20 protein-coding genes are annotated in these 22,176 nt (G+C 63.0%); 7 read left to right on the plus strand and 13 right to left on the minus strand.

Going from position 1 to position 22,176, the window contains the following annotated elements; genetic code table 11:
- Nucleotides 1-43: 43 nt before the first annotated feature.
- Both IRZ77_RS05185 and algB read right to left on the minus strand, forming a co-directional pair.
- Nucleotides 44-1,825 (minus strand): KinB sensor domain-containing domain, encoded by a 1,782-nt coding sequence (locus IRZ77_RS05185; protein WP_135001862.1) that lies wholly within the window; start codon nucleotides 1,823-1,825, stop codon nucleotides 44-46.
- Nucleotides 1,822-3,168 (minus strand): sigma-54-dependent response regulator transcription factor AlgB, encoded by a 1,347-nt coding sequence (gene algB / locus IRZ77_RS05190; RefSeq protein WP_046616919.1) that lies wholly within the window; start codon nucleotides 3,166-3,168, stop codon nucleotides 1,822-1,824. Before algB ends, IRZ77_RS05185 begins: the two co-directional genes overlap by 4 nt.
- Nucleotides 3,169-3,379: 211 nt before the next feature.
- Here algB and IRZ77_RS05195 point away from each other — a divergent pair, with 211 nt between their 5' ends.
- The 6 genes from IRZ77_RS05195 to IRZ77_RS05220 all read left to right on the plus strand — a co-directional run bounded on the left by IRZ77_RS05195 (nucleotide 3,380) and on the right by IRZ77_RS05220 (nucleotide 8,882).
- Nucleotides 3,380-4,201: a BON domain-containing protein gene (locus IRZ77_RS05195; RefSeq protein ID WP_046616918.1), complete on the plus strand. Its 822-nt coding sequence runs from the start codon at nucleotides 3,380-3,382 to the stop codon at nucleotides 4,199-4,201.
- Nucleotides 4,202-4,375: 174 nt separating this feature from the next.
- Nucleotides 4,376-4,666, plus strand: a complete 291-nt coding sequence (locus IRZ77_RS05200) for a hypothetical protein (RefSeq protein ID WP_046616917.1) — start codon at nucleotides 4,376-4,378, stop codon at nucleotides 4,664-4,666.
- Nucleotides 4,667-4,707: 41 nt separating this feature from the next.
- The gene (locus IRZ77_RS05205; RefSeq protein WP_003252966.1) at nucleotides 4,708-4,869 is read left to right on the plus strand and encodes a DUF1328 domain-containing protein; all 162 of its coding nucleotides are present in this window, start codon (nucleotides 4,708-4,710) and stop codon (nucleotides 4,867-4,869) included.
- 2 nt (nucleotides 4,870-4,871) lie between these two features.
- A complete protein-coding gene (locus IRZ77_RS05210; RefSeq protein ID WP_025337234.1) occupies nucleotides 4,872-5,342 on the plus strand; it encodes an inhibitor of vertebrate lysozyme family protein in 471 nt (156 codons plus the stop codon).
- 743 nt (nucleotides 5,343-6,085) lie between these two features.
- Nucleotides 6,086-7,414 (plus strand): glutamate/aspartate:proton symporter GltP, encoded by a 1,329-nt coding sequence (gltP, locus tag IRZ77_RS05215; protein WP_025337235.1) that lies wholly within the window; start codon nucleotides 6,086-6,088, stop codon nucleotides 7,412-7,414.
- A gap of 238 nt (nucleotides 7,415-7,652) precedes the next feature.
- Nucleotides 7,653-8,882: a nucleoside recognition domain-containing protein gene (locus IRZ77_RS05220; protein WP_046616916.1), complete on the plus strand. Its 1,230-nt coding sequence runs from the start codon at nucleotides 7,653-7,655 to the stop codon at nucleotides 8,880-8,882.
- A 26-nt stretch (nucleotides 8,883-8,908) separates the two neighbouring features.
- On the opposite strand, the gene IRZ77_RS05225 is transcribed toward IRZ77_RS05220, so the two are convergent.
- From IRZ77_RS05225 to IRZ77_RS05265, 9 genes are all read right to left on the minus strand, one after another.
- Complete coding sequence (locus tag IRZ77_RS05225) at nucleotides 8,909-9,526, minus strand: ABC-type transport auxiliary lipoprotein family protein (protein ID WP_196173041.1); 618 nt, start codon at nucleotides 9,524-9,526, stop codon at nucleotides 8,909-8,911.
- Nucleotides 9,523-10,461 carry an MlaD family protein gene (locus IRZ77_RS05230; protein WP_046616914.1) on the minus strand — a complete coding sequence of 313 codons (939 nt, stop codon included), beginning with the start codon at nucleotides 10,459-10,461 and terminating at the stop codon, nucleotides 9,523-9,525. The genes IRZ77_RS05225 and IRZ77_RS05230 overlap by 4 nt, the downstream gene beginning before the upstream one ends.
- Before the next feature lie 3 nt (nucleotides 10,462-10,464).
- Nucleotides 10,465-11,256, minus strand: coding sequence for an ABC transporter ATP-binding protein (locus IRZ77_RS05235; RefSeq protein WP_046616913.1), 792 nt, complete (start codon nucleotides 11,254-11,256; stop codon nucleotides 10,465-10,467).
- The gene (locus IRZ77_RS05240; RefSeq protein WP_046616912.1) at nucleotides 11,253-12,386 is read right to left on the minus strand and encodes an ABC transporter permease; all 1,134 of its coding nucleotides are present in this window, start codon (nucleotides 12,384-12,386) and stop codon (nucleotides 11,253-11,255) included. The genes IRZ77_RS05235 and IRZ77_RS05240 overlap by 4 nt, the downstream gene beginning before the upstream one ends.
- A 133-nt stretch (nucleotides 12,387-12,519) precedes the next feature.
- Nucleotides 12,520-13,542 (minus strand): DUF5924 family protein, encoded by a 1,023-nt coding sequence (locus IRZ77_RS05245; protein WP_046616911.1) that lies wholly within the window; start codon nucleotides 13,540-13,542, stop codon nucleotides 12,520-12,522.
- Between the two features lie 129 nt (nucleotides 13,543-13,671).
- Nucleotides 13,672-15,072 carry a M16 family metallopeptidase gene (locus IRZ77_RS05250; RefSeq protein ID WP_196173043.1) on the minus strand — a complete coding sequence of 467 codons (1,401 nt, stop codon included), beginning with the start codon at nucleotides 15,070-15,072 and terminating at the stop codon, nucleotides 13,672-13,674.
- Between the two features lie 30 nt (nucleotides 15,073-15,102).
- Nucleotides 15,103-16,761 (minus strand): Na/Pi cotransporter family protein, encoded by a 1,659-nt coding sequence (locus IRZ77_RS05255; RefSeq protein WP_046616909.1) that lies wholly within the window; start codon nucleotides 16,759-16,761, stop codon nucleotides 15,103-15,105.
- A gap of 197 nt (nucleotides 16,762-16,958) precedes the next feature.
- Nucleotides 16,959-17,729, minus strand: coding sequence for a TerC family protein (locus IRZ77_RS05260; protein WP_046616908.1), 771 nt, complete (start codon nucleotides 17,727-17,729; stop codon nucleotides 16,959-16,961).
- Nucleotides 17,730-17,799: 70 nt separating this feature from the next.
- The gene (locus IRZ77_RS05265) at nucleotides 17,800-19,107 is read right to left on the minus strand and encodes a CitMHS family transporter (protein WP_015268498.1); all 1,308 of its coding nucleotides are present in this window, start codon (nucleotides 19,105-19,107) and stop codon (nucleotides 17,800-17,802) included.
- 266 nt (nucleotides 19,108-19,373) lie between these two features.
- Between IRZ77_RS05265 and IRZ77_RS05270 the strand changes: the two genes are divergently transcribed.
- Nucleotides 19,374-19,775 (plus strand): GFA family protein, encoded by a 402-nt coding sequence (locus tag IRZ77_RS05270; protein WP_135002938.1) that lies wholly within the window; start codon nucleotides 19,374-19,376, stop codon nucleotides 19,773-19,775.
- Nucleotides 19,776-19,901: 126 nt separating this feature from the next.
- On the opposite strand, the gene IRZ77_RS05275 is transcribed toward IRZ77_RS05270, so the two are convergent.
- Both IRZ77_RS05275 and IRZ77_RS05280 read right to left on the minus strand, forming a co-directional pair.
- Entirely contained in the window at nucleotides 19,902-21,857 is a 1,956-nt protein-coding gene (locus IRZ77_RS05275) for a DUF7844 domain-containing protein (RefSeq protein ID WP_196173045.1), read from the minus strand.
- Complete coding sequence (locus tag IRZ77_RS05280; protein WP_003256970.1) at nucleotides 21,854-22,174, minus strand: DUF2388 domain-containing protein; 321 nt, start codon at nucleotides 22,172-22,174, stop codon at nucleotides 21,854-21,856. The genes IRZ77_RS05275 and IRZ77_RS05280 overlap by 4 nt, the downstream gene beginning before the upstream one ends.
- Between the last annotated feature and the right edge of the window lie 2 nt (nucleotides 22,175-22,176).

A 22,176-nucleotide genomic window follows, 5' to 3' on the forward strand; every position in this document is an offset into this window, starting at 1 on the left:
TCCTGCACAGGCCTCATCGCTGGCAAGCCAGGGCAGGCAACATTCAGACCGGCAGCGCCATGTAAAACTGGGTCCCCTGCCCTGGCCGGGAAAACACGCCCATGCGTCCGCCATGCAACTGCACGATCTCCTTGCACAACGCCAGCCCCAGCCCTGCGCCGCCTTTCTTGCGCCCTACCTGCACGAAGGGCTCGAAGATGCGCCCCTGTTGCCCATAGGCAATGCCCTCGCCGTTGTCCTCGACGCTGATGATCACCCGCTCCGCATGCCGCCGTGCATGCAGGCGGATACGCCCGCCGCTGGCGGTATGACGGATGGCGTTGTGCAACAGGTTGTCCAGCACCCGATCGAGTTGGGCGACGTCGGCCTGGATACGCGGTAGCGGTAGTTCCAGTTCAGTGATCAGCTCGATCTGCTTGTTCGCTGCCGGCTCGGCAAAGCGCTTTTGTGCACGCTCCAGCAACTCGTCGATAGCGCAGGGAGCCAGCTCGAGCTTCTGCATCCCGCTCTGGTAGCGGCTGAAGTTGAGCAGATCGTTGATCAACTGGGTCAGGCGCTGCATTTCCTCGCCGATGGTTTCCAGCAGGTCGTGCTCGCGCGCCTCGGGCGGGAACTTGAGCCGCTCGCGCAACAGGCCGAAGGCCATGTGCATGCCGGTCACCGGAGTGCGCAGCTCATGGGAAGCGCGCAGTACGAATTCGCTACGCACGCGTTCGAAGGCTCGCTGCTCGGTTACATCGTGCAGCACCATCACCGCGCCAAGGATCGGCCCTTGCGGATGGCTGACCGGCGTCAGGCTGTAGGCGAGCAGGCGCGTTTCGTCATCGACCTCCATGTTCAGGTCGTCCGGCTGCCGGTCGAGGTTGCCGCCGCGCAGTACCTGGCGTAGTTGCTGTTCCAGTTCCGGGCGCTGCAGAGCTTCAGCCAGGCTGCTGCCCGCGCGGCTATCGGTCCAGCCCAGCTGGCGCTGCGCCACCGGGTTGAGGTGTTCCAGGCGGCCTTGGCGGTCGATGATCAGCAGGCCATCGTCAATGCTGTCGAGTACGGCCTGCAAGCGTTGCTGGCCGGCTAGCAGTTCGTCGACGTTGGTGGCCTGGTGCTTGCGCAAGGCATCGGCCATCAGGCCGAAGCGGCGGGTAAGCTGGTTCAGTTCGGTGGCTTGGGTGACCGGCAGGGTGACGTCGAAATTGCCCTTGCCGAGTTGGTCGGCCGCTAATGCCAAGGCTTCGATCGGCTGGCCGAAGCGCCGGGCGATGTTGTGCGCGGTGATAAAGCCCAGTACCAGTACCACCAGGCCCATCAGGCCAAGTACGCCGCTGACCAGCAGGGCGTGGTCGCGGGTGTGTTCTTCGCTACGGGTGATGTGATCCAGCGCCTGCCTGTGGGAATCGATCAGGTCGGTGCGGACCTGATTGAACGCGGCTCCCAGTGGCTGCTCAGCCCCCATGCTGCGCGAGGGCGCCGGGCTATCGCGGTAGGCCTGAAGGAAGGCCTGGTAATTGCTGCTGGCCTTGCTGAAGCCGGTGCGCTCGCCACCTTGGTCCAGCCCCTGGTTCAGCAGGGTCTGGAAGTTGTCCTGCAGCAGCCGCAGGTTTTCCGGGGCGGTCTCGTCATCGAGGATCAAGGTCAACTGTTCGCCAAGGTTCTGGCGCAACTTCAGCCCTATTTCCAGGGCGTGGGTGGTATCGCGCACCAGTCGCTGTTGCACCGTGGCCATCTGCAGCACGCTGACCAGGCCCAGCAGCAGCCCGAGCAGGGCTACGGTGACCAGCGCCGAAATGCTGAGGAAAAGCCGCGTGCGCAGCTTCATGGGTGGCCACCTCATAAGTTGTACTGCTTGCGCTTGCGGTACAGGGTGGAGGCATCGATTCCCAGGGTCTTGGCAGCCTGGTCAAGGGTGTCGCTGGCGGCCAGCACCGCGCCAATGTGGGCGCGTTCCAGCTCATCCAGGCTCAGCGCGGCGCCAACGCGCGGGGCATTGCCTGCAGGCTGCTCGCCCATGCCCAGGTGGCTGATTTCCACGCGCTCCTGCGGACAGATGATGCTGGCACGCTCCACCACGTTGCGAAGTTCGCGAATGTTGCCGGGCCAGCGGTAGTTGAGCAGGGCCGTACGGGCTTCGTCACTGAAGCCGCGGGCAGGACGGGAGTATTCCTTGACGAAGCGGGCGAGAAAGCGGTCGGCCAGGGTCAGGATGTCTTCACTGCGCTCGCGCAGCGGCGGCAGGTGCAAGGTGATGACGTTCAGGCGATACAGCAGGTCTTCGCGGAAGCGGCTCTCACGCACCATTTCTTCGAGGTTGAGGTTGGTGGCGGCGAGGATACGCACATCGGCGCGACGAGTGACCGGGTCGCCGACGCGCTCGTATTCCTTGTCCTGAATGAAGCGCAGCAGTTTGGGTTGCAAGGTCAGTGGGAAGTCGCCGATTTCGTCGAGGAATAGCGTGCCCCCATCAGCCTGGCTGACTCGCCCCAGGGTGCTTTCGCTGGCGCCGGTGAAGGCGCCGCGGGTGTGGCCGAACAACTCGCTTTCCATCAGCTCGGCGTTCAGTGACGGGCAGTTGATGGTCACGCAGGATTTGCGCGCGCGCTTGCTCCAGCCATGGATGGCCCGGGCCAGCTCACCTTTACCTGTGCCCGACTCGCCAAGGATGAGGATGTTGGCATCGGTGGTAGCGACCTGGCGGGCGGTTTCCAGCACCGCCATCATCGCCGGACTGTGCGAATCAAGGCCGTCCTTGGGTTTGCGTATTTCACCTTCCAGGGCCTCCAGGCGCGCGGAAAGTTGGCGTACTTCCAATTGCTTGGAGGTAGCCAGCCGCAGCTGGTCGGGGCTGCACGGCTTGACCAGGTAATCCGCGGCGCCGGCCTGGATCGCGTCCACTGCCGTATCGATCGCCGAGTGCGCGGTGACGATCACCACCCGCATCCAGGGGGCCTGGATACGCATCTGCGCCAGCACGTCGAGGCCGTTGTCCTCGCCGAGGCGCAAATCAAGGAAGCACAGGTCGAACACCTGGCGCTGCAGCAGGGCTTCGGCCTGGGCGGCGCTGTTGGCCGTGGCCACGCTATAGCCCTCGTCCTCCAGGCAATAGCGGAAGGTGCGCAGGATCGCGGACTCGTCATCCACCAGCAGAATGCGGCCTTGGTTGTCCTGGGCTGACTCCATGTGCTGCGCTCCTTTAGGAAAGATCTTCATTTAGTGTGGGAAAAATCGGGCAAGTTGCATGGTCCATTGTGAAGGAACCTGTCCTTTGCATGCTAGCCAATGGCCAATCGACGCCTGTAGGCCGCGATATCCCGATGATTTGGTTAGAGGTCCACGGTGGCACATTGGTTGCGAGGATTTTTAGCTTTGCTCTACAAAAGGAGGCACCGCCATGTCCTTTTCCATTCGCACCGCTATGTTGGCAGCCACCTTGCTGCCGATATTCACCCCGGCCCTCGCCGGCCCGGTGCAGGACGCTCGCCTGGAGGGGGCCCTGCAAACTGCCCTGTCGCTGAACCGCATGCTCGACCCGTTCCGTATTCAGGTCGAGGTGGACGGCAAGCAGGCGCGGCTTTCCGGTGAGGTGGAGAATGACGTCGAGCGCCAGCTGGCCGAGCATGTGGCGCTGGCTACCCGTGGCATCGAGCAAGTCGACAATCAGCTGCGGGTCAATGCCCAGCTGGTGGAGCGCCCGCTGGCGCTGCGTGCCTACGCCCAGCGCCTGGAGGATGCAACCCTGGCCGCGGTGATCCGTGCGCGGCTGTTGTGGAGCCGCACCACCGAGAAGGCGCCTATAGATGTACAGAGCAGCGAAGGTGTGGTGACCCTGCGTGGCAAGGTCGACAGTGCCGAGGCCAAGGAGCTGGCCGGCGTGGTGGCGCGTACCACCGAGGGCGTGCACCTGGTCAACAACCTGGTCAGCCTCGATACCGCTGCCATGGCCAAGGCCCGGGAAACCCCGGTGGGAACGCCGACCGGGCCGCAGCCGAGCGACAGTTGGATCATCGACAAGATCCAGAACAGCTACCGCTTCAGCCGCAACCTGGATGGCCTGAACCTGAAAGTGGCCAGCGAAGAGGGGTTGGTGCGGCTTTCCGGCGAAGTGGTCAGTAGCGAGCAGAAAACCATTGCCGTGGAAATCGCCCGGCAGATCATCGGTGTGCGCGGGGTGGATGCTGACCTGCTCAAAGTGGCGACCAAGGTCGAAGGCTGATCGTGCAATTCGCACGACGGCCTGGGCGGCATCGTGCAGGATACGTCCTCCCTGGCTTTGAGTAATTTACATAACTATTTGATTTTAATGGATTTTATCTAATACAAAAGGCTGGCACGCAGGCTGCAATTACCTGTTCAGGTTTGAACAAGAATTACAGCAGGAGGAGCCGGCATGAACCGCCAATCCGTCAACCGCTTGCAGAGCGCTGCAATGCCCCTGCGCCAGGTGCTTTCACTCGGCCTGGCGCTGTTGCTGACCTTGGCCGCTGGCCTCTTCTACTACAGCTGGCAGACCGCGCGCCTGGCCGAGCAAGTGGCGGCGCAGACCGCGCTGTTGACGCAGATTCAGGCAACCCGTGCCAATACCTTGGTCAAGGCCGCCGACCCGCTGCCAGCCAGTCAGGCCACTGCGTCACCGGCCACCGTGGAAAATGTTGTACCCCAGGACCGCTGGGTGTTCTGACCGCTGGCCGTACCGTTTTCAAAAAAGAAAGGAGAACCACCATGCTGAGTTGGGCTATCACTTTCCTCATCATCGCCATTGTCGCCGCCGTACTGGGCTTCGGTGGTATCGCGGGCGCTGCCACCGGTATCGCGAAGATTCTGTTCATTGTCTTCCTGGTACTGTTCGTAGCCTCCTTCTTCTTTGGACGTGGACGAGGTTGAAGATGGGCAGGAAGCGTTGGACATCCCTGGCTGCCGCCCTGTTACTGGGCGGCAGTGCGGCGGCGATGGCGGCCAATGACGGCCAGGTCCGGGTCGACCAGCTGCTCGGCTCGGACCCGGAATACCGGGAAACCTGGCAGGACACGATCGAAGGAGAGGAACGCCTGCCCGATTGGGTGGTCAATCTGACCGGCAGCGCCCAGCAGCAGATGTCCGCCGTTACCGAAGACGGCGACAAGTATCTGGTCGGCCCATTGTGCGAACGCCAGGACAACTGCACCTACAAGCGCCTGATCGTGGCGTTCAGCTGGGACAAGGACGATGCCTACGGGATGCTCGTGGAAGTCCCCGAAGGTTTGCCGAGCGACAAGTCGCCCACCCGCCACGCGCAATATCGCTGGCTGGGTAAGCCGGACGACGGCATGAAGGCGATGCTGCAGGAGCAGCTCAAGCGTGACCCGAATTGGTACTGAGCTTTTGCATCCGGTACGGATGAAAGGTCATGCACTGTCACGTAATAGAAGCTGAACCTTTCTATAGTTCAGCCTTCTATGATGCGCTGCCCCGAGGAGGGGCTGCACATGACCAAGGGGCCGGGCTGTTCTGATTGTTGCAGGATCGGAGTGGCCTAGGGGTACAGGGAGTGCCTCCAGCAATGGGCCGGGTCAGGAAAGGCGGAATCGGAAGTTTCAGGTCGGCGGTGCCGTAGGGCGCTGTCCAGACCTGACTTCCGAGGAGCCATGTAAGAAACGTCTCTTCCCTGCGCGATTTCCTCTCCAAGACACATTTTGTCTTGACCGTACATCAATTTTTTTTCGATCAGCACTACGCTTGTTCAAGTGCCATTTCAGCCATTCGGATTGTCGAACAAGCCATCTTTCCTGTCCTTTTCACCCTGCCAAATCTGCCTAAATTTGGCGGTTTGGTCTTGTTCGGGATTCCGAACGTTCTAAATCAAGCACTTGCGAACCTCCCATTTTGGTCAGAAATGTTATGCATGAACGGTATGAGTTATGCGCTTCCGGCATTAGATTTCCCCCTTTGCCATCGCAATAGTTGCCGCCTTTTTCGCCGGCCCGAGCGCCCTGTCGCTCGCCTGCGGTGTCCTTACATGAAGTCGCCGGACGGAAGCATCTTCTGCTCGTGACCTAGCCAACGGCTCTGTTACGGGCGTTTCCGTTGGGTGCCCATGACCACTAGAACAAAGGGTAAAGACATGAAGAAGGCAAAACTGAGCCTCGCCTGGCAGATCGTCATCGGTCTGGTCCTGGGTGTTGCAATCGGCGCGCTACTGAATCATTTCAGTGCAGAAAAGGCATGGTGGATCAGCAACGTCCTCCAGCCCGCTGGTGACATCTTCATTCGCCTGATCAAGATGATCGTCGTCCCGATCGTGATTTCGTCGCTGATCGTGGGTATCGCCGGGGTTGGCGACGCGAAGAAACTGGGCAGCATCGGCCTGAAGACCATCATCTACTTCGAAGTGGTGACCACCATCGCCATCGTCGTGGGCCTGGTGTTGGCCAACCTGTTCCACCCGGGCGCCGGCATCGACATGAGCACCCTGGGTACCGTGGACATCTCCAAGTACCAGGCTACCGCGGCCGAAGTGCAGCATGAGCACGCGTTCATCGAAACCTTGCTGAACCTGATCCCGTCGAACATCTTCGCAGCGCTGATGCGTGGCGAAATGCTACCGATCATCTTCTTCTCGGTGATGTTCGGCCTGGGGCTGTCGAGCCTGCAGGCGGAGCTGCGCGACCCGCTGGTGCGTACCTTCCAGGCGGTTTCCGAGACCATGTTCAAGGTCACCCACATGATCATGAACTACGCCCCTATCGGCGTGTTCGCCCTGATCGCCGTGACCGTCGCCAACTTCGGTTTCAGCTCGCTGCTGCCGCTGGCCAAGCTGGTGCTGCTGGTGTACTTCGCCATCGCCTTCTTCGCCTTCATGGTGCTGGGCCTGGTTGCCCGCCTGTTCGGCTTCTCGGTGATCAAGATCATGCGCATCATGAAAGATGAGTTGATCCTCGCCTACTCCACCTCCAGCTCGGAAACCGTGCTGCCGCGCGTGATCGAGAAGATGGAGAAGTACGGTGCACCGAAGTCGATCTGTTCGTTCGTGGTTCCGACCGGCTACTCGTTCAACCTCGACGGCTCGACCCTGTACCAGAGCATCGCGGCCATCTTCATTGCCCAGCTGTACGGTATCGACCTGTCGTGGAGCCAGCAGCTGCTGCTGGTGCTGACCCTGATGGTCACCTCCAAGGGTATCGCTGGCGTACCGGGTGTTTCCTTCGTGGTGCTGCTGGCCACCCTGGGCAGCGTGGGCATCCCGCTGGAGGGCCTGGCCTTCATCGCCGGTGTCGACCGCATCATGGACATGGCCCGTACCGCCTTGAACGTTGTGGGTAACGCCCTGGCAGCCCTGGTCATCGCTCGCTGGGAGGGTATGTACGACGCCGCCAAGGGCGAGAAGTACTACGCCTCGCTGATGGCCGGCAAGCAGGAAGCGGCCATGGTTGGCGAAGCTGCCAAGCGCTGAGCCTGACTGCTGCATGACCAAGAGCCCCGACTTGTCGGGGCTTTTTGTTGCCTGTGAGATCTTGGGGCCGCTTTGCGGCCCTTTCGCGACGCAAGACCGCTCCCACAGGGCTCGCTATACGCCGGCCATTGTGGGAGCGGCCTTGTGTCGCGATACGAGGGCGCAGCCCTCGCCTGCGGTCTCCAGCCATGCGCCCCGATACGCTATCATTCGGGCATTTTTCAGGGGGAACACACGGATGCTCAACGGCCTTTGGCTTGGCTTTTTCCTGGTGGCGGCAGTGTCCGCCCTGGCCCAATGGCTGGTAGGCGGCAACGCCGGCATTTTCGCGGCGATGGTCGAGAGCATATTCGCCATGGCCAAGCTGTCGGTCGAGGTTATGGTGCTGCTGTTCGGCACGCTGACCCTGTGGCTGGGCTTTCTCAAGATTGCCGAGAAGGCTGGCATTGTCGAGTGGCTGGCCAAGGTGCTCGGTCCGCTGTTTGCCCGGCTGATGCCGGAAGTTCCGCCCGGCCACCCGGCCCTGGGCCTGATCACCATGAACTTCGCCGCCAACGGCCTGGGCCTGGACAATGCCGCCACCCCGATCGGCCTGAAGGCCATGCGCGCGCTGCAGGAGCTGAACCCCAGCAGCACCACGGCGAGCAACGCGCAGATCCTGTTTTTGGTGCTCAACGCCTCGTCGCTGACCCTGCTGCCTGTGACCATCTTCATGTACCGGGCCCAACAAGGCGCGGCGGACCCGACCATGGTGTTCCTGCCCATTCTGCTGGCTACCAGCGTTTCGACACTGGTCGGCCTGCTGTCGGTGGCGGTGATGCAGCGCCTGCGCCTGTGGGACCCGGTAGTGCTTGCCTACCTCATCCCCGGTGCCTTGCTGCTGGGCGGCTTCATGGCCTTTCTCGGCACCCTTTCGGCGGCAGCGCTGGCCAGCCTGTCGTCGATCTTGGGCAACCTCACGTTGTTCGGCGTGATCATGCTGTTCCTGGTGACCGGCGCCTTGAAGCGTGTGAAGGTGTATGAAGCCTTTGTCGAAGGCGCGAAGGAAGGCTTCGATGTGGCCAAGGGCTTGTTGCCTTACCTGGTAGCGATGCTGGTGGCGGTGGGTGTGCTGCGGGCCTCAGGCGCCCTGGAGCTGGCCCTGGGCGGTATTCGCCATGCGGTCACCTGGCTGGGCCTGGACACCCGCTTCGTCGAGGGCCTGCCCACTGCGCTGGTCAAGCCGTTCTCCGGCAGTGCGGCGCGGGCGATGCTGATCGAGACCATGCAGGCCCACGGTGTGGACAGCTTCCCGGCGCTGGTGGCGGCGACGATTCAGGGGAGTACCGAAACCACCTTCTACGTGCTCGCGGTGTACTTTGGTGCGGTGGGTATCCAACGCGTGCGCCATGCTGTCGGTTGCGCATTGCTGGCCGAATTGTCCGGTGTGATCGCGGCGATCTTCGTCTGCTACTGGTTCTTCGCCTGACGCTCCCGCAAAGAACAGACAGAGCTTCAGGAAGCGGGAACGCTGGCTGATTGCGCAATGGTCCAACTCACCACCTGCTCGGTCAGCTGGTCGCAGGCCTTCCCGAAACCGGCAACCACCGCTGAAATCTGTTTGTCGGCCAGCGGCTGGCGGATTTCGAAGCGTTTGCTGGCCAGAATGCGCTGGCTGCGGCCCTGGACCAAGCGTGCGTCATAGCGGATTACCACCTCCACTGCTCCGCCCGCGCGGTATTCGGTCTGGAACGCCTGCAGCTCGCCAGCCAGCTCGTAGTCGGCCTGCAGGTTGCTGTCGTCGGCGCTCAGGCGCTGCACCTGGCCGTCACGCTGGAAACCGTCAAGCAGGCGGTTGCGCAGCAGCACCGGCACCGCGTCGCTCCAGCGCGCTCCCTTGTAGCTACTGACCACATCGCCCTGAGGAATCACGGCAATCCGTGGCCCGGCCAGCACTTCGCTTGCCAGCGGCTTGTTCAGGCGCAATGACCAGTCCAGCGCTGGTGCCGTCCGGCCGGGCTGGTTCACCGGAAGACGGTACAGGTCGACGGGCTCGCTCTGCGGCAAGATGGAGCAGGCACTGGCCAGGCTCAGTGCGGCCGCCAGGGCCAGCAGGCGCAGCGACGGTTTCATGGTTGGAACTCCTTGTTGTTGTCGCGGCCGAGCAGGTAGCCGCTGGGGTCGGCCTCCAATTGCCGGGAAATGCCTTTGAGGGCGTTGAGGGTTTCGCGCAGCTCGCGAATTGCCGGGGTCAGTTGGTTCAGGCCTTGGGCACCGTCGCCGATGGCTTCGCGGTTGTCCTCGAGCAGGCGGTTGATGGTGGCGGTGCTCTCGGCCAGTGACTGCATGGCCTGCTCGGCACTGCCGATGGCCTGCTTGCCTTCGCTGCCCAGCAGGCCGTTGGCATTGCGCATCAGTGCCTGGGTTTCGGCCAGGGTGGCGCTGGCCTGCTTGCCCACCTGGACCAGTTGCTCGATGGCCTGGGTGATGCTGCCGTGCTGGCCTGCGAAGGCGCCGGTGGTCTTGTCGAGGTTGGACAGGGTGTTGCTGAGATGGCCGATGTTGTCCTCGGAAAACATCTGGTTGGCGTTGTGCAGCAGCAGGTTGATGTTGGTCACCAGGTCGCTGCTGTCATTGAGCAGGCGCGAGATTGGCGAGGGCGATGCGATGATCACCGGCAGCTTGCCATCCTTGCCTTTCAGCTCGGGGCTTTGCGGGGTGCCCCCGCTGAGCTGGATGAACGAGTTGCCGGTCACGCCGGCCAGGGTCAGCTTGGCCTGGGTGTCTTCCTTCACCGGGGTATCGGCGCTCAGGCGCACCCGTGCCAGTACCCGGCGCGGATCTTTCGGGTCCAGGCGCAGAGTGGACACATCGCCCACCTTGATGCCGTTGTACTGCACCGGGCTGCCGCGGGACAGGCCGGAGACGGCTTCGTTGAACACCACTTCGTAGTCCTTGAAGGCGTCGTCGACACTGGACTTGGCCAGCCACAGGCCGAACAGCATGGCGCCGGCTACCACCAGGACGGTGACTAGGCCGATAAGAACGTGATGGGCTCGGGTTTCCATTGCTCAGCGCTCCTGCCCGGCACGGGTGGCGGCCTGTTCGGCCGCGCGCCCGCGTGGGCCATGAAAGTATTCTTGAATCCATGCGTCGTCGGTCTGCTCGACCTCGGCCAGCGGGCCGGCCACCAGGACCTTCTTCTGCGACAGCACGGCGATGCGGTCGGTAATGGTGTACAGGGTGTCGAGGTCGTGGGTGATGAGGAACACCGACAGGCCCAGAGCGTCCCGCAGAGTCAGGATCAACTGGTCGAAGGCGGCGGCGCCGATCGGGTCCAGGCCAGCGGTGGGCTCGTCGAGGAAAAGGATGTCCGGGTCCAGTGCCAAGGCACGGGCCAGCGCGGCGCGCTTGATCATGCCCCCCGACAGCGAGGCCGGGTACTTGTCGGCGGCCGAGATTGGCAGCCCGGCCAGGGCCAGCTTCACTCCGGCCAGGTGCTCGGCATCGGCGCGGGACAGCCCGGCGTGCTCGATCAGCGGCAACGCCACGTTTTCGGTGACGGTCAGCGAAGAGAACAGCGCGCCTTTCTGAAACAGCACGCCGAAGCGTCGCTCGACCAAGGAGCGCTGCTCTTCGCGCAGGCCGGCCAGGTCCTGGCCTAGCACCTTGATCTGCCCGTCGTCGGGCCGTCGCAGGCCGATGATGCTACGCAGCAGCACCGACTTGCCGCTGCCCGACCCACCGACCACGGCGAGGATCTCGCCGCGATACAGGTCGAGATCGAGGTTTTCGTGCACGCTCTGGCGGCCGAAGCGGTTGCAGATGCCGCGGGCCTCGATCACGCGTTCCTGGCCATTCACCAGCCCATCTCCATGAAGAACAGTGCAGCCACCGCATCCAGCACGATGACCACGAATATCGACTGCACTACCGCCGAGGTGGTATGCGCGCCCACCGATTCGGCGCTGCCGCTGACCTTGAAGCCTTCCAGGCAGCCGATGGCGGCGATCAGGAAGGCGAAGAACGGTGCCTTGGCCAGGCCGACCAGGAAGTGCTGCACGCCGATGTCGCTTTGCAGCAGCGACAGAAACATGGCTGGCGAGATGTCCAGTGACAGCGCGCACACCACCGCACCGCCGACGATACCGCAGATCATCGCGATGAAGGTCAGCAAGGGCAGCGAAATCAACAGTGCCAGTACGCGCGGCACCACCAGCATCTCCATGGGGTTCAGGCCCAGGGTGCGGATGGCATCGATTTCCTCGTTGGCCTTCATCGAGCCGATCTGCGCGGTGAACGCACTGGCAGTGCGGCCGGCCATGAGGATGGCGGTCAGCAGCACGGCGAATTCGCGCAGGAACGAGAATGCCACCAGATCGACAGTGAAGACGGTCGCGCCGAAATCGGCCAGCACCGTGGCGCCAAGGAAAGCCACTACCGCGCCCACCAGAAAGGTCAGCAGGGCGACGATGGGCGCGGCGTCCAGGCCGGTTTGTTCGATGTGCGCCACGACCGGGGTGAAGCGCCAGCGATGGGGTTGCAGGGCGCGGCGCAGCAGGGTTTCGAGGATCAGGCCAACGAAGCCGAGCACCTGCATGGTGTCTTGCCACAAGGTGCCGACGGCGCAACCGATGCGCTCCAGCAGCAACAGCAGCACGTTCCGCTCGGGCTCCTTGACCGGGATGCAGTAGTCCTGCACCGAGCAGTAGACATTCTTGAGCAGGGCGCGGCTGGCTTCTGGCAGGCCGTGGGTGCAGCGCGACAGGCGTTCGGAGCCGAGCAGTTCGGCCAGCAGCGAGGCGCCGGCGGTGTCCAGGCGGCCCAGTTGGCTGAGGTCGGCGATGGTATCGGCAGCGTATTGCGCGCGCAGGCGCTCGCTCTCACGTTTGAGGCTGGCGTAATGCGCCAAGGTCCAGTCACCGGTAATGCGCAGACAGGCCGGTTGGCTACTGGTGTCCAGGGTGGCGCTGGGGGTGGTCATCGGCTCCATGCTACTGACTCGGCGCTAAGGCATAGGGGCTGATCATAGCGCAGCGGGCATGGGCTGTTTGGTGATTATGTGCTGTCTTCACGGACCTTGGGGGCTGCTTTGCAGCCCATCGCCGGCAAGCGGCCCCTTTCACTCACCCCGTGGGCGCGTCATCTACCACTTTGAAGCGCAGCACGCCGATGACCTGCCCATCTTCGGTCAGTACCCTCACCTGCCACTTGCCCACCGGGTTCGGCGGGAAGTTCTGCTTGTGGGTCCAGGCCCGGTAGCCTTCCTTGCGCCCGCCGTGGATGTCCAAGGCAATGCGATCGACTTCCTGGCCGTCCTTTTGCCACACATGGTAGATCCGCTCGTTCAGGCCGCGTGGCGCGTTGATCGCGGTGTAGGCGTACAGGCCGCTGCTACGGATGCGGCTGGCAGCAATTTCGTGCAGCGAATCGCCCGGCTGGCGGTTCAGCACTTCGGTGCTGACCGCCACTTCGGTCATCCACAGGGTCGCTGGCGGCACCCAGGAGCGCAGCAGCCAACCCCCGGCGCCGACCGACAGGGTGACCACCACCAGGGCCACAGCGCGGCGCCAGTTGTTGATCGGGAAGCTGCTGACAAGGCTGGGGAACGACAGTGCCATGGCTGCAATCAGGGCCAGCTTGAAGCTTTGCGCGGTGGTCAGGTGCAGGATGATCGGCAGCGCGGTCAGCAGGGCGGCGAAAAGGGTCAGGGTATGCAATGCCAGGAACAGCCAGCGGCGCGGCGCCAGCCACTTGTAGTACAGCGGATCGATGATCGAAATCAGCCCGGCGGCACCGAGCAGGCCGGTGAACACCAGTTGGCCGCTGTTCCAGGTGGTGGTGATGAAAAAGAACGGCAGTACGAAGAACAGTGATTCCTGGTGGATCATCTGCGTCGCGTAGCGCAGCAATGGTTGCGGTATTTCGCGGTTGAAGGTGCGCGCGAACAGGCCGGTGAGGGTGTTTTCCAGCATCAGCCAGACCCAGCTGACCAGCATGAGCACAGCAATCCAGCTGGCCAGGCCAGCCTGGCGGTCGACAAGGATGAAGCTACCAATCCCGGAGAGGAAACCGCCGAGCGCGATGATGCCGGGGTAGCGTTTAAGCAGTTCGATGATGCGCTGGACGATGTGGGGGATTTGGGGCATTGGGGGCTACAACAGAAAGGGTATGGTGGCTGTGCCGGCCTCTTCGCGGGTGAACCCGCTCCCAAAGGGACCGTGTTGCGATACCCGCGAAGTGGCCGGTACTGGCAAAAGGATACCGCCGATTCACTGCTAGCGTGTAGCACCGCCCGGCTTTTCAGGAGCATGCCGACGCCAGCGCAACAACCCCGCTGCCAGGATCAGCCCCAACAACAAGGCAACCAGCCCGTAGAGCTCATCATAGCCAAGCAATGGTTTCTCGATACGCACATAGCCATCTTCCTTGAGCAGTTCTTTCAGCGCCTCGTTGGCCTGCACCAGGCTGACCTGGCGCAGCTTGCGCACCGGGTTGACGAAGCGCCCGTCGCTATAGTCGTTCAGCGCGCCCCAGTAGTAGTCGGCCAAGGCACTGTTGCCCTGGGTACTCCAGCTTTCCTTGGCGACGCTGGCGTACTTGATGCGCTCGAAGGTCTCCGGGTCGAGGCCTTCCTTGCGCAGGTGGTCGAACAACTTCTGCATCACTTCGACCGCTTGGTCGATGTCCTCGCGCTCCAGATCGGCATTGAGGCTTAGCAGGCCGGTGTCGCCGAAGCTCTCGCGTTTTGCCGAAGGGCCGTAGGACAACCCGTTGCGCAGGCGAAGCTGGTCGTACAGCGCCCAGTCCAGGTAGTGCGACAGCAGGTCCAGGGTGGCCTGGTGGTCGTTGTCCAGCACCGGCTCGACGAACAGCCAGTGCAGCTTGACGCTGTCGCCCAGCCAGCCGCGGGTCAGGTCGCGGCGCTGTGCAGCTTGCTGGCCGATGCTTTCCAGGGTGCGGCGCTCCTCCGGCTCGGTGGCGGGCAGTTCGCCAAAGGTACGCTCCAGGTAAGCCGGCAGCAGGCGGTCGAGGCCGCCGACCACGATCAGGGTCATGTTGTTGGCCGCGTACCAGCGGTCACGCAAGGTGTTCACCTGCTCCAGGGTCATATCTTCGAGGTTGGAGCGCTCCGGGCATTTCAGGCCCAGCTCGGTGGCTAGCTGGTCACTGGCGGGGTGGCCGATGTCCTGGCGGTCGAGCCAGCGCTGCAGGTGGCCATAGTGGCCGCCATCCTCGCGCTCGATGATGCGCTTGGCGGTGGCCAGGGCCTTGGCATCGATGCGGGTGTCGTGGATCACCGCCAGCAGCAGGTCCAGGATTTTGCGCTGGTTGCGTGCCGGGGCTTCGATCACGAAGGTGGTGTCGGCGCTGCTGGTGTAGGCGTTCCACTCGCCGCCCAGCGATTGCAGGCGCTCTTCCAGGCCGCCTTCGCCAGTTTCGTCGATGCCGCTGAAGAGCAGGTGCTCGAGCAGGTGCGGCAGCTCTTTCTGCTCGCAATTGAAGTCATCCAGGCCGACACCGACCACCAGGCGAATCGCCACATGGTCGCGTTCATAGCCGTTTTTCAAGATGACCTGCAGGCCGTTGGGCAACAGGTAACCTTCCACCCGCGAGCGGTCGAGGGCGAATGAGGGCAGGCTGCAGATCAGCAGGCAAACGAACATCAGGCAACGCATGGGCGAGCTTGGGTCCTCAGGTAGGCGAAATCACGGCAGACGGGCTTCGTCCGGCACGCTGTCGAGCATCAGCCCGCCCGTGTCCGAGCCGCCCAGTACCACATAGGCACTGCTACAGAACAAAGAGTTCAACCGTTTCATGTCGGCGATCAGCTCCAAGTGTAGCGAACTGGTCTCGATACTTTGCACTACCTTACGCTGCAAGCGGCTGACATGGGCGTGGGCAAGGCGCCGTTCCTGGGCGCGAAAACGGCGTTTTTCCCGCAGCAGCAGGCGGGCGCTTTCCGGATCGGCGCTGAGGAACACCGACAAGCCCAGGCGCAAGTTGGCCAGCAGTTGTTCCTGCAAGCCGGTCAGCTCTTCCAGCCCTACCTGGGAAAACTCCCGGCGCTGGCTGGTTTTCTGCTGCTGGACCTTGCGCAGCATGCGCTCGATCAGGTCGCAGGCCAGCTTGAGGTTGATTGCCAGTTCGATGATTTCTGCCCAGCGGCGGTTGTCCTGTTCGCTGAGGTCTTCACGCGACATCTGCGCCAGGTACAGCTTGATCGCGCTGTACAAGGCTTCGGCGTCCTCGCCCAAGGCGCGGACCTGCTGTGGCAATGCGGCCTGGGTACCGCGCAGGGCACCTAGCATGGCTTCGAGCAGGCTGTCGACGATATCGCCCAGGCGCAGGGTTTCGCGGGAGGCGTTGGCCAGGGCCAGGCTGGGTGTTTCCAGCGCCGAGGTGTCGAGATGGCGCGGGCGAATCTGGCCGTTGCCGTTTTCTCGCTCGGGCAGCAGAGTGTTGCACAGCCGGCCCATGGGTTTGACTGTGGGCAGCATGATCAGGCAACGCAACGTGTTGTAGAGCAGGTGGAAGCCAATGACCAGCTCCTGTGCGCTGAAGCTCAGTGAGTCCATCCACCCCACCAGCGGGTGCAGCACGGGGATGATCAGCAGCAGGCCGATCAACTTGTACAGCAGGCTGCCCAGAGCCACCCGGCGCCCGGCGGCGTTTTGCATGCTGGTGCTGATGAAAGCCAGCAATCCGCTGCCGATGTTGGCCCCCACCACCAGACCGATGGCCACCGGCAGGCTGATCACTTCGGCACCGGCCAGCGTTGCGGTGAGCAGCACGGCCGCCAGGCTGGAATAGGAAATCATGGCGAACAGCGCGCCGACCAGGGCGTCGAGCATGATGTCGCCGGTCAGGGAGGCAAACAGCACCTTCACGCCCTGGGCGTGGGTAATCGGCGTAGCTGCCTGCACGATCAGCTCCAATGCCAGAATGATCAGGCCAAGCCCGATGCCTACCCTGCCCAGCTGGCCGGCTCGCGTCTGCTTGCGGGAGAGGAAGAAGATCACACCCAGGAAGATCAGCAGCGGCGACAGCCAGGACAGGTCCAGGGTCAGCACCCGGGCCATCAGCGCGGTACCCACGTCGGCGCCGAGCATGATTGCCAAGGCGGGAGTCATCGCCATCAGGCCCTGGCCGACGAACGAGGTGACCAGCATGGCGGTGGCGTTGCTGCTTTGCACCATCGCCGTGACCAGAATGCCGGCGACGAACGCCAGCGGGCGTTTGCTCATGTTCTGGCTGATGATGCGCCGCAGGCTCGAGCCGAATACCCGAAGGATGCCGGTACGCACGATGTGGGTGCCCCAGACCAGAAGCGTAACGGCCGAGAGCAGGTTGAGCAGGGTCAGCATGGCTACGGCCCCCTGTTGCATTGGCCCAGAGGGCCAAGAGACGAAGCGTGAGCGTTTGAAGAATTTTCAGTGCTCACTCAAAGCTTTAGTTGTTTTGCGAAGCTGTCGCCAGCTTCGCATGGCTGTCATTTGTTTGAAATACAGCGGAAATGAAAAAAGGGCCCCGAAGGGCCCTTTGTGTCCTGCACTTCCTGATCTTATTGACCCGGAATGTCCTTGCGCAGTTTCACCGGTTCATGCTCTTTGCCGTTCTTGCGGGCCAAGGCAGTGCGCATGCGGATGTTGATAGCTTCCACCGCCAGCGAGAACGCCATGGCGAAGTAGACGTAGCCCTTCGGCACATGCACATCGAAAGCTTCGGCGATAAGCACGGTCCCGACCACGATCAGGAACGACAATGCCAGCATCTTCAGCGACGGGTGCTTGTCGATGAAATCGCTGATGGTGCCGGCGCACAGCATCATCACCAGCACGGCGACGATGATCGCGGCGATCATCACCGGTACGTGCGAGACCATGCCCACCGCAGTGATCACCGAGTCCAGCGAGAACACGATGTCGATGATGGCGATCTGGATGATGGTGTAGAAGAACTTGCCACCCGCGCCTTTCGGTTCTTCCTGGTTCTCGTCCTCGCCTTCGAGGCCGTGGTAGATCTCTTGTGAGCTTTTCCACAACAGGAACAGGCCACCAAAGAACAGGATCAGGTCACGCCCCGAGATGCCTTGGCCCAGGACCACGAACAGGTCGGCGGTAAGGCGCATGACCCAGGTGATCGACAGCAGCAGCATGATACGCGTGACCATGGCCAGGGCGAGGCCGAAGATCCGGGTGCGCGGCTGCATGTGCTTGGGCATGCGGCTGACCAGAATCGAGATCATGATGATGTTGTCGATACCGAGGACGATCTCAAGCGCGGTGAGGGTAAAAAAGGCAACCCAGATTTCCGGGCTGGTCAGCCATTCCATTTGTTTTCCTTCGAACGGTAAAGGCGACACGCCCGGGTCAGGGCGCGTCGCGTTAGGGAAATACGCGTTATTAAAGACTACTGAACAGCGGGAAAATCCCCATCAGCAGCGCGGCGAGCATTATGCACAGGCATACCAGCACTGCCCACTTCAAGGTGAAGCGCTGATGATCGCCGAACTCGATGCCGGCCAGGGCCACCAGCAGGTAGGTGGAGGGTACCAGGGGGCTGAGCAGGTGTACCGGTTGCCCGACGATCGAAGCACGCGCCATTTCCACCGGGCTGATGCCGTAGTGGCTGGCAGCTTCGGCCAGTACTGGCAGCACGCCATAGTAGAACGCGTCGTTGGACATGAAGAAGGTGAACGGCATGCTCACGATCGCGGTGATCACCGCCAGGTATGGGCCCAACGCCTCGGGGATGACCGACAGCAGGCTCTTGGACATGGCGTCGACCATGCCGGTGCCCGACAGGATCCCGGTGAAGATGCCGGCGGCGAAGATCAGACCGGTGACCGCCAGCACGCTGCCGGCGTGGGCGGCGATGCGGTCTTTCTGCTGCTGCAGGCACGGGTAGTTGACGATCATGGCGATGCTGAAGGCGATCATGAACAGCACCGGCAGCGGCAGTACGCCGGCAATCAGCGCGACCATCAGGGCAGCGGTCAGGGCGCCGTTGAAGTACAGCAGTTTTGGCCGGCGCGCGTCCGGGTACTGCGAAACGGTGATTTCGCTGTGGTCGATGTCGTCGGTGGGCAGGTGCAACTCGCCCAGGCGGGCACGTTCGCGCTTGCCGTACATGTAGGCGATGGCCAGGATCGCCAGCACGCCGAACAGCATGGCCGGGATCATTGGTACGAAGATGTCCGACGGGTCCACGTGCAGGGCGCTGGCTGCTCGGGCCGTCGGGCCACCCCAGGGGGTCATGTTCATCACCCCGCCGGCGAGAATGATCAGGCCGGCCATGATCCGCGGGCTCATGCCCAGGCGGCTGTACATCGGCAGCATGGCGGCGCAGCAGATCATGTAGGTGGTGGCGCCGTCACCGTCGAGCGAGACCACCAGGGCCAGCACTGCGGTGCCGACGGAGACTTTCAGCGGGTCACCCTTGACCAGCTTGAGGATCTTGCGCACAGCCGGGTCGAACAGGCCGGAGTCGATCATCAGGGCGAAATAGAGGATGGCGAACATCAGCATCACACCGGTAGGTGCGAGTTTGCTGATGCCCTCGAGCATCATCGGGCCGATCTTTGCGGAAAAACCGCCGAACAGGGCGAACAGGATCGGTACCAGGATCAGCGCTATCAGGGCAGACAGGCGCTTGGTCATGATCAGGTACATGAAGGTGATGACCATGGCAAAGCCGAGGAAGGTCAGCATGGCAATACTCCAGGCGTGGCGCGGCGAAGGAACGTCGATTCGGGCGGATCAGCGCGTTTGGCGCTGTGCGGGGAGCATGCAGAGGGGAACTACGGAAAGTCGGGCACAGGAATACATCAGAATCACCATTGTTGTTGTTGATTGGGCCGGGCGCGGTGGTTACCGGGTGCCCTGGCTGACCGGTCTTGTGCCGGTAGTGGGGGCTATCCTATGAGGGCAAGCTTTCAGCCAGCTTTCGCCGAAGCAAAGGCGACGAGAGGTAGGTGATGCAGGATGTGACCGAGGGTGGCTGCCATTGTGGCGCCTTGCGTTATCGGTTGGCGGGCGACCTGACAGACATCGCCCATTGCCATTGTTCTATCTGCCGACGGGTCAGTGGTGGGCTGGTGGTGACCTGGCTCACCCTGCCCCGCTCGGGGTTCCGGTGGTTGGCTGGAGAGCCGAACTGCTATGTGGCACCGTCCAGTTGCAGCCGGTACTTCTGTGGGCATTGTGGGGCGCATGTGGCGTTGGTGACTACACACAGCTCGGAGACGGTTGATGTGACGGTGGCGACGCTGGACCACCCGGAACGGGTCAGGGCCAACCGGCATATCTGGGTGGGTAGCCGGTTGCCCTGGTTGCATCTGGATGAGGATTTGCCTTCGGAGGCGGAGGAAAACCAGTAAGGGATTGTGTTGGTGCTGCCGGCCCTATCGCCGGCAAGCCAGCTCCCACAGGTGTCCCACCACCTTCAGACCCATGGTGATCTCGTGGGCGCTGGCCTGCCGGCGATAGGGCCGGCACAGCCGTACTTACAACTGCAGGCCTCCTGCAGCCTTGTGCAATGCCCGCAGATGCTCGCCCACCTGCTTCACATTGGCTTCCACCGCCGCAATCTCCCTGGCCCGCGATGGCTCCAGCAGCGCCCTAACCTCTTTGTCCAGGCTCGTGCTCAAGCGCAGCAACTGCGCTTGCCGCTCGCTGCTGACCTGCTCCAGTTGCATGCGCTCCTGCGGCTGCGGCAGCCCGTAGCCCTTGCTGTCGAGCAACTCTGCCGGGCGGCTGAGGAAGCCACTGTTGGCAAGCATCTGCCTGAGGGTCGCATCGGCCTTGCTGACGCTACCATCGTTCAGCGCGGCGGCGTTCAGGTAGCGCTGTTTGACCTCGTCCTGGGCCAGAAGCAGTTGCCGGCGCAAGCTGGCCTGTTCAAGCAGCAGCAAGGCGGCGCTGGTGCGCAGGTCGGCCTGGGCGAACCAACCTCGCCGTTGCTCGGCGTCCAGGGCCAGCCAGTCCTCGACCTTGTCCTGCTTGATTGGCAACTGCTTCTTCAACACCTCGAACATGGCCTGGTAACGGTCGCGGTAGGAGTCGAAGCGATAACCCAGGCGCAGCGCCTCGCGGGGGTCGTCGAGCACGCTGGTATCGGCCAGCCCCCTGCCCTTGAGCACGGCCAGCAAGCCATTGGGCATGATGCTGTCGAGGTCGTTCAGGCGTGGGTTCGCGGTGCCGCTGCGCAGCAGCTTCAACGACTCTACCGCGCAATTGTTGGACAGGAACCAGTAGTTGCCATCGTAGCTCCAGTGCATTTCGGCGGCCTGACGCACAAGGTTCTCGATCTCGTCGCGGTTCAGCCGCAAGGGCACCGACGCCAGGCTGCGCAGTTCGGTCTTGGTGTACTCGTCGATCACCTGGCCCAGCGGCAGCACGAACAGGCGCGAGGGGTAGGCACCGACCAGGCCGTCCCAGCTGGAAAGCTGCACATCGTTGACGAAGGCTCGGTACGACAGCACCAGGCTCTGGTCGAGGTCCAGGCGGCAGTCCGGCCCGCGGGGGCGACCCGGCTTGCAGATCACCAGGCGCAGCATGCTGTGGCCCCAGCGGCTGACCAGGTTCTGGTTGGCTTCGGCCAGCAGGTAGTCCACCTCATAGACCCGCTCGGGGTCGATTTCACCCAGCGGTTGGCGGGCGAAGTCGCTGCCGGCATTGATGAACGGCAGGCCCTTGGCGCAGCTGTCCTGCTGCGGTGCCCAGCCGAAGTGTTCGCGCAGGTACTGGTTCAGCGCCGGACGGCGGCAGCCGTAGCTCGGGTCGAGGAGGAAGTACTCCATGTTGACCGCGATGTATTCCTTGGGGCTGCTCAGTTCATAACTGTCGGGGCTGCGCACGAACTGGCCGTTGTGCTGCTCGCGCTCGCCGCGTCGGCCCACATACTGTTGCCAGCCGGCCAGGTCGAGCAGGCGCGGGTCGTCGCTGAGGGTGAAACGGCGCTCTGCCTGGCCTCTGCATGCTTCGGGCAGGCCAACTTTGCCCAACGTACCTTGCTGGCGCTTGCAACGGGCGATCAGCGCGTTCTCGGCGCTGGGCCACAGCCGGGCACGGTCGTAGATATGGGTGAGTTCGTGCAGCACGGTGGCCAGCAGTTCTTCTCGCACCGTGCCATGCGGGCGCTTGGTGCGCTCGGTGGCAGCACTGCCATCGGTGAGGCTGGGCAGTAGGCGGCGATTGAGTTCGAGGGTAGATACCAGCGATGCCTGGCCATAGGCGTCGGCCGGCATGTTGTCGCTCCAGCTGACCCGCACGCGGCGGTTCAGTTGTTGCTTGAAGCGAGGGGGCAGCTTGCCCACGGCTTCGTCGAGCAGAGCCTGAGTGGCTCGGGTCTGCTGTGGGTCAAGGCCGGACGCCTGCAGCTCGAGCTGCAGGTCGGCCAGGGCGGGCGTGCCGAGCAGCGTCAGGGCGCAGCCGAGCAGCCAGGCGCGCACGCGGTTCACAGCGCGAGGATGGCTTCAGCCAGTACCTGGTCGCTGGCGTCGCGCGCTTGCGGAACGCGCTCGCGCAGAGTGTTGAAAGCGGCCTCGAGCTGGGCGCCGCGGATGTCACCGTTGCTGGCGACAAAGCTGGCGGCGTCGTCATGGGCTTCGCGCACCACTTTGGAGTCGCGGATCGAGGTGGTGGTGTCAGAGGTGAAGTCGATCGAACGGCCAAAGGCCCGCACGATGATATTGCTGGTGGCCACCAAGGTCTGTGCCTGAGCCAGGTCGGCCAGCAGCAGCATGCCGAGGGTAGCGGCAATCAGCGGTTTACGCATGG

The sequence above is a fragment of the Pseudomonas pudica genome, assembly GCF_015680405.1.
GTDB classification, from domain to species: domain Bacteria; phylum Pseudomonadota; class Gammaproteobacteria; order Pseudomonadales; family Pseudomonadaceae; genus Aquipseudomonas; species Aquipseudomonas pudica.